The organism is Nitrosomonas sp. Is37 (genome assembly GCF_033063275.1).
Taxonomy (GTDB): domain Bacteria; phylum Pseudomonadota; class Gammaproteobacteria; order Burkholderiales; family Nitrosomonadaceae; genus Nitrosomonas.
Genome location: NZ_JAWJYP010000070.1, coordinates 1 through 1,682, shown reverse-complemented (window position 1 = coordinate 1,682; position 1,682 = coordinate 1). Strand labels below are relative to the sequence as shown.

Genomic DNA, 1,682 nt, shown 5'->3' with positions numbered 1-1,682 from the left:
CCCATCACTGGTGCTATGGAAGCACGAAGTAGCTTCATATAATCAACCAGTTCAACACGCAGTCGGTATTGATATTTTAAAGGTGGAATGCCTTCTGCCGTCACAATGACTGAATACAATCCTTTTTCCAGCTTACCGGTGCCGTTAATGACTCCATCCGGGTGAAGTTTAGCGGGTAGCTGCATCACAATGTCTCCATCCGTTTCGCTGCCACGAAATACTTTTACGCCAACAGGCATGTTGCGCACCGCTGAATCAATGAGATCGATGACTAAATAGGTATCTCCTGCTAATGGAATATCTGTACAGTAATGCCCACCCTCGTCATATTGCGGCTGATAAGTGCTTAGATGCACCATGTTTTCACCTATCTGGCGCATGCACGGGTCTTCCTCTAAAGAAACTTTTCCATGGGCAATCACACTACCCGCGTAAAGCATCGCAACAAGAACAAAAGCCGCAATACTCGCCTGTGTTAATTGCTTTACCACGACAAATTCTCCTGTTAATAATTAAAACGAGTATGATTTAAAAAAAAACCGGCACACCTTTCTGTCTCACGACAGGGGTGCACCGGTTGTATTGCTTTTTGCTACTTATTAAAGCTTGGTAAAGACCGGGATAACCGCACCAGCAATGCTATTAAGATAGCGATTTCCATTTTCATCCCAAGACATCAACAAACCACCAAAACGGCTTTCCGGGTCACCCAACAGAGCCATCAGACGTTGAATTTCCCATAAGGCGTCTTTAGCTTCCATTTTGATTTGTTTGGTTTCACCAGGTTGAATCGCTGATTCGTCATCAAACGTCAGGCCAATTGCAATCAGTTCCCGTGGATAGCTCGCATCCAGGTATTGACGGCCAGTAGAGTTGATGAAACGAATACCCGCTGTCGTGAATTCTCCAAATTTGACTGGGCTGTCACCATTGTTGGTAACTTCCATGGTCACACGCAGTGCACGTCCCGGTACGTCGTAGTTAGCGTAAGTTACTTGAATAGCGACTGGGTTTGGTGCAACTGGCAATGGAGCTACTTTTGATTCACCCGCCTGGATTGGCACTGTATACGGATGTTTAGTTTCCGTATAGCGATAGCTGCCCCACACCAATGCCAAGGTTAGAATTGCCACAACCCAGGCAAGTTTAGTATCCAGTGGATCAATCAAGGGCTCATCACCATAAGCCAACAACACACGGCTACGCGGTAAGAACATTGGACGGGCAACAAAGATACCTATCCAGAAGCAGCCTAACGTCATCCAGATGATGTGCCAGGTAAGACCATTAGTAAAGTTGAAAGTCTCGGTATCAATGGTCTCTCCTGTCAATAACTTGACCGGGTTGGTAAAGTCGTCCCAGCTACCCGTGATATTCATCCATGCACCGGGTCCTGCAATTGGACCTGCATCCAACACGCTCAACATGGCATGCATGTGATGACGGCCTGGAATACGTGCTTTCAGAGCGACTTCAACTTCATAATCACGACCAACCTCCATCGGTCCGGCAATGAACCACGGCTGACCATTGATCTTGGTGCTCAGACGAACAAACACCGGGCTTGGGCTTCCCACGTTGAAGAAAGCACGATTAGGTTTAGCTGCCGCACGTGGCCAATCCTCAGCCAAATGGAATTTGCCTTGTATTTTGGCTAAATCATTGACTTTGGTAATTTCTGG

The 1,682-nt window shown here is 46.8% G+C and carries 2 protein-coding genes; both read right to left on the bottom strand.

Annotated features, from left to right (window positions below):
• The coding region (locus R2Q26_RS15275; RefSeq protein WP_317537077.1) for a hypothetical protein at positions 1-491 on the bottom strand (491 nt) is incomplete at its 3' end.
• 108 nt (positions 492-599) lie between these two features.
• Positions 600-1,682, bottom strand: a 1,083-nt coding sequence (locus R2Q26_RS15270) for a methane monooxygenase/ammonia monooxygenase subunit B (protein WP_317537076.1), incomplete at its 5' end; no start/stop codon positions are given.